General features: G+C 70.7%; 5 protein-coding genes and 3 pseudogenes. 6 read left to right on the forward strand and 2 right to left on the reverse strand.

The window, feature by feature from the left end:
* The first annotated feature begins 829 nt into the window (after positions 1-829).
* Together ACF1GV_RS17950 and ACF1GV_RS17955 are read left to right on the forward strand one after the other, a co-directional pair.
* Positions 830-2,854: a hypothetical protein gene (locus ACF1GV_RS17950; protein ID WP_391681500.1), complete on the forward strand. Its 2,025-nt coding sequence runs from the start codon at positions 830-832 to the stop codon at positions 2,852-2,854.
* A 314-nt stretch (positions 2,855-3,168) separates the two neighbouring features.
* Complete coding sequence (locus ACF1GV_RS17955; protein WP_391681503.1) at positions 3,169-3,357, forward strand: beta-eliminating lyase-related protein; 189 nt, start codon at positions 3,169-3,171, stop codon at positions 3,355-3,357.
* Positions 3,358-3,567: 210 nt separating this feature from the next.
* On the opposite strand, the pseudogene ACF1GV_RS17960 reads toward ACF1GV_RS17955, so the two are convergent.
* Positions 3,568-4,094 (reverse strand): annotated as a pseudogene (locus tag ACF1GV_RS17960) (transposase); the annotation flags it as partial.
* A gap of 266 nt (positions 4,095-4,360) precedes the next feature.
* On the opposite strand from ACF1GV_RS17960, the gene ACF1GV_RS17965 reads away from it, so the two are divergent.
* Positions 4,361-4,819: an NUDIX hydrolase gene (locus tag ACF1GV_RS17965; protein ID WP_391681506.1), complete on the forward strand. Its 459-nt coding sequence runs from the start codon at positions 4,361-4,363 to the stop codon at positions 4,817-4,819.
* Between the two features lie 295 nt (positions 4,820-5,114).
* Here the strand turns inward: ACF1GV_RS17965 and ACF1GV_RS17970 are convergent, their stop codons facing one another.
* A complete protein-coding gene (locus tag ACF1GV_RS17970) occupies positions 5,115-5,963 on the reverse strand; it encodes a LysR family transcriptional regulator (RefSeq protein ID WP_391681509.1) in 849 nt (282 codons plus the stop codon).
* 103 nt (positions 5,964-6,066) lie between these two features.
* On the opposite strand from ACF1GV_RS17970, the gene ACF1GV_RS17975 reads away from it, so the two are divergent.
* The 3 genes and pseudogenes from ACF1GV_RS17975 to ACF1GV_RS17985 form a co-directional block, all read left to right on the forward strand.
* Positions 6,067-6,810 (forward strand): SDR family oxidoreductase, encoded by a 744-nt coding sequence (locus tag ACF1GV_RS17975; RefSeq protein WP_391681512.1) that lies wholly within the window; start codon positions 6,067-6,069, stop codon positions 6,808-6,810.
* A 407-nt stretch (positions 6,811-7,217) separates the two neighbouring features.
* Positions 7,218-7,435: pseudogene (locus tag ACF1GV_RS17980) on the forward strand (NTP pyrophosphohydrolase); the annotation flags it as partial.
* A gap of 69 nt (positions 7,436-7,504) precedes the next feature.
* Positions 7,505-7,738 (forward strand): annotated as a pseudogene (locus tag ACF1GV_RS17985) (transposase); the annotation flags it as partial.
* Between the last annotated feature and the right edge of the window lie 88 nt (positions 7,739-7,826).

A 7,826-nucleotide genomic window follows, 5' to 3' on the forward strand; every position in this document is an offset into this window, starting at 1 on the left:
TGTTTTGGGGGGGTGGGGGGGGGGGCTGGTTTTGGGGGGGCGCCGGCGCGCCCTCCGCCCCCGGGGGGGGGGGGGGGGGGGGTGGGGGGGGGGGGGGGGGGGCCCGCCCCCGCCCCCCCCACCCCCCTCTTGACGCACTTCAGCCTCGGCCGCTGCTCGCCTCTGCTGCGCCGCATAGGCAACCGAGAAGCAGAGACCTGGCCTCCACCCGCACCGAGCTGGTCAACAGGAAGAAGGAGAGCCAGAGCAAGCTCGCCGAGGCGAACAAGCTGCTCAACGCCCTGACCACCAAGGACAAGGCGGCCCTCGCTGCCGAGCAGCAGCGCGCCAGCCGCTCCTCCGCCGAGCGTGTGCAGATCGGCCACCACGCACCCGCTTCCGGCCGGGCCGGCGCCGCGTTCTCGGCCGCCCAGAGCCAGCTCGACTTCACCGCCGGGAGCACTATCCCAACCTGGTCGTGGTGCCCGTGGTGAACGGCAAGGTCAGCTTTTACGACCACGCGGCCTCCGTGGACCTCCTGGCTGGACGTCGCCGGCTACCACACGTCGCAGCCGGCTCTGCCGGACCGGACCGACACGGACGATCGGGGGCCGCGGCCATTCTTCGCCGCCACCGCCGCGCTTGCGTCCCGTCCGTCCCCTCCCAAAGTCGCTGACGGCTCGCGGCGTCCGCCGATTCACTTCACGAGGGATTCCGATGAGCCAGCCACCGTTCCCTTCGCGCCGGCGCCGGCGCCGCAGCCGACGGGTACTCAGCCGCGGGCCGCGATGTCAGACCCCTACGTCATGATCGGACCATGGGACCTTCGAATGCGGAAAGGGGAGACGGGATGACGGGCGGTGGGCTGCGGGCGGCGGACGCCGAGGTGGTGGCCGTGGACGATCACGGCGTGGCGGCCGCGCTGGACGGGCTCGTCGACGGCTCCGGGTACTGGACCCGCAAGGGCGTGCTCGCCGGTATCGAGCGGACGGGCCGTTACCTCGACGGGACATGGGAGTCGGCCGCGCCGCAGGACGGTCCGGGAACCGCGGGGGAGGGCTCCTGGACCCGCTTCATGGGACGTATCGCTGCCGTGGCGTTGCGCGCCGCCGTGGAGCCCACACGTGAGGAGCGGCGCCGGCGGCTGCTGGCGCTGCTGGAGATATGGGCGGACAGTCCCTTCGCCGATCCGCGGGCCCGGCTCCGCACCGGCCTGGTACGGGTGGCCGACGGCGGCCCCGTGGCCGTCCGGGACGAGCGGGGGGCGGCCGTCGCGGTCGGCTGGGCCCCCGACGGACTGCGGAAGTTCGTCGACCTGCGAACGGGGGAGGCGGAGCCGCCGAGCCTCGGGACGATCGAAGAGGCGACCGACGTTCCGCGCGGGGGGTGGGGCAGCGCCGGGCAGGTACGCCGGCTGGTGGACCTCGTCCGGGAGCGCGGGCCGGTGCCGTGGGACCTCGATGCGGTGGCCGCGCTGCGGGACGGCACGGGGATGGGCCGCGCGGCGGCGTCCTTCGTGCTGGCGGGCATGCTCACCGCCGGCTACCTCCCGCGCCTCGACGACCGGGAGCGGAAGATCCACCGGCTCAAGGTGGCCGAGATCAAGGACGGCGTCCGCGAACCCGGCCGCATGCGCACCCTTGACCGCCTCGACCTGGTGGCGGACGTCCTGCCCGAAGACCCCACCGAGCTGTGGGAGCCGCAGGGCATGCGTGCGGTGGCGGAACGGGTCGCGCTGGCCTGGCGGGAGCGGTACGGCCGGCGGACCGTGGTACCGCAGCGCACCTTCGACGCGGTCCTCGACCTGCACATGTCCCTGATGTCGGCGGGCCGCTTCTGCGCGGCATTCACCGACCGCGCCACGATCCCCGGCCTCGGCTCGAACCTCGACACCTGGATCCGCAACAGCGACTTCCGCCCCTTCCCGACCGCCGAGGGCTGGACCCTCGTCGAGTTCCAGGAGACGCTGCGCACCGTCGTCCCGCACCTCTTCCAGGTCTACGCCGAGCTGCCCGCCGGCGACCCGGTCCGCGCCGGAGCTCCCGGCCTCGTGCGAGCCCTGCTGGAGCGGCTGAACCACCCGGGCCTCCTGCTGGACGCCGGCGACCTCAGCCACACGGTGGGCCGCACGGTCGCCGACGTGCACGACCGGTTCGGGTTCCACCCCTACGAGGGTCCGGAACCACTGGACGTCGCGAGCATCGATGACGGGCTGACCGTGGTCGTGGACGGCACCGTCGACCGCAGAGGCGACCGCTCCCAGCCCAAGCTGTACTTCCGCCCGGCGTTCTACGGCGACGACGACCGCTCCCGCACCCTGCGCGCGGCCCGCTCAGGCTCCCGCTACGACCCCGATCTGGAGCTCGTCGAATGGCTGCGGGGCCCGGTCTGCGCGCGCATTGTCAAACGGCTCGAGGACGGCACGCTGCCCTCCGGGTCGTACGAGACGAATCCCGCGCTCTCCGCGCCCGAGGCGCTGCGACAGGTCGTCACCGCACTCGGTATCGACGAGGACGCGGCAACGCTCTACCTCCAGTTGCTGACCCTGCGGGCGCCGAGCGACCGCACCATCCGTACCTGGAACGGCTGGCAGGCCGCTCGGCACCACAAGGCCGCCGCCGTGCTGGTCGAGCGCGGCCTGGTCGTCGAGGACAAGCGCCCCCGCGCGGGCCGCGGGCTGTTCCTGCCGGGCGAGTGGATCCACGCCGCGAAGCCCTACCACCCGATGGAGGCGTGGAAGGCGGACCTGCTCGGCGTGCGGCGCTCCTACAACGGCCGACTGGACAACCCGTCCCCGCTCCCCACCCGCACCCTGCCCGAACTGTTCGCCCACGCCTGGACCTTGGTCGAGGAGGGCCGGGGCCCGGCGGCGTGAGAAACCCGCAAGGGCCGCTCGCCGGGCAAGGTCACCAGGGCGGCGGGCAGAATGCGCGCCCGCTTCGTCGAGACCTTCGAACGCGACGTCGACGTCCTGCCCGTCTCCACCGGGTCCGCAGCCAAGGCCCTGAGGCTGGCCGCCCTCGCCCGCCCTGGGGCAGCGTGCTGTGCCACCGCGACGGCCACATCAACACCGATGAGTGCGGCGCCCCGGAGTTCTTCACCAGCGGGCCAAGCGTGTCTCTCTGCCCGGCGACGACGCCAAGATCGGCATGGAGCAGCTGCACGCCGCCGCCAACCGCAAGGTGGGGGATGTGCGCACAGCGCGCAACCCTGGGCCGTCAGCGGCACGCGGCCGAGAACGGCGCGCGCTACAACCTCGACGAGATCCGCAGCCTGGGCCGTGCCGCCAAGGACGCGGGCGTGCGCGTCCACATGGACGGGGCCCGCTTCGCCAGCGCCGTCGCCGCGCTGGGCTGCGCGCCCGCAGGCCGGCGTTGACGTCCTGTCCTTCGGCGCAAGCAAGAACGGCGTCGTGACCGCCGACGCCATCGTCGTCTTCGACTGCAAGCTCACCCGGAACTGTCCTTCCGCGTCAAGCGCGCCGGCCAGCTCACCTCCAAGATGCGCTTCCAGTCCGCCCAGCTCGACGCCTACCTCACCGACGCCCTGTGGCTGCGCAACGTCGCCCACGCCAACACGATGGCCGCCAACCCAGCGGCGGGGTTGGACGTGGAAGCCGTGAGTGGTGGGGTCACGTTGGATGATCTCGAGGTCGATGCCGAGGAGGGCTGCGTGTTCGACGGCATGGTCCTGTAGCCGTTGTCGCCCCAGGCTTTGAGGATGGTGGGGTGGTGTGCGGCGACGTGGGCGAGGAGCTGGGTGCCGGCGGCGGAGTCGTGGACACTGGCAGTGGTGACGGTCACGGCCAAGACCAGGCCGAGGGTGTCGGTGATGATGTGCCGCTTGCGTCCGACGATCCTCTTGGCCGGGTCGACACCTTGGCTGGTCAGGGGGGCGGTGGCGGAGGTTTGATGCTCCGGCTGTCGATCGGGCAGGCGCTGGGCTCGATGGTGTGACCTTCGGCCTGGGGACTTTGCCGCGGAACGGGCCGGTGAGTTGCTCGAAGATGCCGTCGGCTTCCCAGCGAGCGAAGTAGCCGTAGACGGTCTGGTGGGGTGGGGAGTCGTGGGGCAGGTAGCGCCAGGGATGCAGGTGCGGTCGACGTAGAGGATGGCGTACAGCGTCGGTGTCCTGCGGATCGAGCGCTTTCAGTAGGGCGGTCCAACGATCGCGTTTTTCGGCCCATTCACTTTCTCCAGCCGCCATACGGCCCGCGGCATTCCCGATCAATTGAAGGAGGACATCGCGGGCCACTTAGTAGGTCGCGCTACTGCTGCGAAAGCTGCGGTGTGTGCTCTTCCATCATGTTCCCTATTCAGCTTCCCTATACTGGTCCGCGAGTAGGTTCAAGTCGGATTCCATGAGAGGGGAATCGCTCTTTATGTCGGACTATATCGGCTGGCTTCGGTCTCGAGTCGGCAATTCCTTGATTCAGCTGAACTTCGCCGCTGCCTGCGTGGTCACCGATGACGGCGTTCTGTTGCAGCAGCGTGGCGACGACGGTGCATGGGGGTTTCCTGGTGGGGCGATCGAATTAGGCGAGTCGGCCGCCGAGGCTGCGGTACGCGAGACAGAGGAAGAGACCGGTCTTCGGGTGCGGGTGGACACGCTGCTCGGCGTTTACACCAAGTACCGGCACTCCTATCCAAACGGCGACGTGGCACAACCGATCACTACTTTTTTCCGCTGCTCAGTCGTGGGCGGCCAGTTGGCAGGTCAGGAAGGAGAGACCCTGGAGCTTAAGCACTTCCCTCTGTCGCAGGTACCGCCACTGACGAACGCCCAGCATCAGGACGCGCTGTCCGACCTGATTCTGGGCCGGCACGGAGTCTTCCGCTGATTCTCGGCACTATCGGTTAGGGCCTCTGCGGCGGGACTGTGCTCTTTGCTGGAGTGAGCGCCGGGCGAGGTTGACGAGGGCGCCTCTCCAAGACCGCGCGCGGCTGTGGTGGAGCGGGAGGTTGCTGCTTTGGTGGCTACCATGGGCTGTCCCGCCTCCCGTTGCCGCTTGCGTTCCTGGGAGGCGGTAAAGACGGCGGCATGTTCTTCGACGAGGGCGGCCGCCCGCTCGCTGATGGGAGTCCGGACGCTGTCCCCGAATTCCAGCACCATGTCCCGGCGTTCACCGCTGTCGGTCACAGGGCAGTGGCGGCGCGGACCAGCCCCGCGACCGCCGTTGAGCGGCTGTGTGGGGGCCAGGCGATGACCGTGGTGACGTGGGGGGCGTCGGGGACCGGTACGGCGGTGAGGTCCTCGCGCAGGCCGGTGAGGCCCGACTCCGGGACGACTGCGCAGGCGCGGCCGAGGGCGATGAGCTGGGTGAGTTGCGTGTGGTCGCGCACCTGCGGTCCGGGGCCGTCCGGGAAGGTGCCGTCAGGGCGAGGCCAGCGGGGCAGGGGCAGGTCGGGAAGGTCGGTGACCTCGGCGAGCCGCACGTGGGGGCGGGCGCTGAGAGGGTGGCCCGCCGGGAGGATCGCGACCTGACCCTCGCAGTGCAGGTCCTCGGTGTCGAAGCCGGCCGTGTCGTCGAATGGCCGATGCAGCAGGGCTACGTCGGCCCGGCCGTCGTGCAGCAACCGTGCCTGCTCGCCCGGCCCGCACAGCACGACGTCCACGGCGAAGGCGCCGGGCTCGGCGGCGTAGGCGTCGAGGAGTCTTGCCAGCAGTTCACCGGAGGCGCCCGCCTTCGCCGCCAGGACCACGGCGGGGCAGCCGGTCGCGGCGAGGGCGGCCCGGCGGGTGCGCCGTTCGGCGGCCTCGACGGCGTTCAGCGCAGCCCGCGCCTCCCGCAGCAGCACCGCCCCTGCCCCGGTCAGGGATACACCTCGACTGCCGCGCTCCAGCAGGAGGGTGCCCAGGCGCCGTTCGAGCCCGCCGATCGCCCGCGACAGCGGGGGTTGGGCGATCCCGAGCCGCTGCGCGGCTCGGCCGAAGTGCAGCTCTTCGGCGACCGCGACGAAGTACCGCAGCTCACGTGTCTCCACCCCGCCAGCCTACCGGGCCGACCAGGAGCGATACCCGGACGGTATCACCGTCAACCCAATCGGTCTTGGACGCCCTGCCCGGCGGGGGAGAAGCATCGATGTCATGAGTGAGACGAACACGGTGAACCACCACAAGGTCGCGCTGGTGACCGGGGCCAACAAGGGCATCGGGTACGAGATCGCCGCCGGGCTCGGCGCCCTCGGCTGGTCAGTCGGAATCGGCGCGCGGAACGAGGAACGGCGCGAGGCCGCTGTAGACAAGCTGCGCGCGGCCGGAGCCGATGCGTTCGGCGTGCCGCTGGATGTGACCGACGACGCGAGCGCGATGGCTGCGGCTCGGCTGATGGAGGAGCGGGCCGGGCGGCTCGACGCGCTCGTCAACAATGCGGGGATCACCGGGGGCGGGCCGCAGGAGCCCACCACGGTCGACGTGAACCGGGTACGGGCGGCCGTGGAGACCAACGTGATCGGCGTCATCCGCGTCACCAACGCCCTGCTGCCGCTGCTGCGCCGCTCGCCGTCACCGCGGATCGTGAACGTCTCCAGCAGTGTCGGCTCCCTCACACTCCAGACCACGCCTGGCGCCGAGACCGGCCCCATCGCCATCGCGTACGCTCCGTCGAAGACGTTCCTCAACGCCGTCACCGTGCAGTACGCCAAGGAACTGGCCGACACGCACATCCTGATCAACGCCGTCTGCCCCGGCTTCACGGCGACCGACCTCAACGGCTTCCGGGGAGTGCGCACCCCACAGCAGGGCGCAGCCGCCGCGATCCGGCTGGCCACCGTATCGGCCGACGGGCCGACGGGCCGCTTCTTCGACGACGAGGGAGAGGTGCCCTGGTGACGCGCTTCAGGTTCGCGCCGCCCCGGGGAGATGGCGCAAGCACGTCCTCGTGACCGGCGCCGTCACGCTATGTCGGTACAGCCGTCGAGCCCGAACCGCCGGCGGCCGACCAACGAGGTGAGGGATCGAAAGGCACGAGCGTCTGTGACAAGTAGCCTGCCTTCCAGGTGACAACCAGGCTGCTCCGGCCCGGCCCTTCTGCCAGGCCACTCGGCTCCGCCGGTGACAACTATCGAGCTCAGACTGAGCCGAAGCACGATGGTTGTCACATCGGCAGGCTGGTTGTCACCGACGGTGTTGTGGGCGGTTGAGGCTGAGCGCGACAGGTCGACAACTGTGGTCACCGGTGTCCGGCCTCCTGGTTCCGGTTCTCCTGGGTCGGCCTCTGCGGGCCCAGAGAAGCGGCGTTGTCAGTGGGCTCTGCCCGGGTGTGCGTCGTGGATGAACTGGTGGAGCGTGTCGACGATCAAGATCGTGTGCAGGGAGTGGTGGTCAGCCGCCGGCAGCCCCTCCGGGAGGGTTGGTGCACCGAGTTGCCGTGACGGTGTGTCGTGATGAGCCTGGACGGATCCTCGTCCACCGACGGTCGGAGCAGGTACCGCCCTTCCCCGGGCTCTATGAGCTCGTAACACGATCTTGATGATCGTTGCTGGTGGGACGTGGCCGATGTGACGATCCGTCCGTTCGTGATGGTGTGAGCAAGAAGCCGTGCATCGTGGACGACGAGCTGTGGGGGCGGATCGAGCCGTTGCTGCCGGCGCGGCCGCAGCGGTCGCCGGACCCGTGTCCGGTGGGCGACCGGCTGTGTCTGCAGGGGATCCTGTTCGTGCTGTACACCGGCATGATCTGGCAGCATCTGCCGCTGGAGCTGGGCTTCGGCTCCGGCCAAACCTGCTGGCGTCGGCTCGGTCGCTGGCAGGAGGCCGGGGCCGGGCGCGGGCCCCCCCCCCGGGGGGGGGGGGGGGGGGGCCCGGGGGGGGGGGGGGGCCGGGGGGGGGGGGGGGGGACCCGCACCG

This window comes from Streptomyces sp. NPDC014006 (genome assembly GCF_043088925.1).
Lineage (GTDB): Bacteria > Actinomycetota > Actinomycetes > Streptomycetales > Streptomycetaceae > Streptomyces.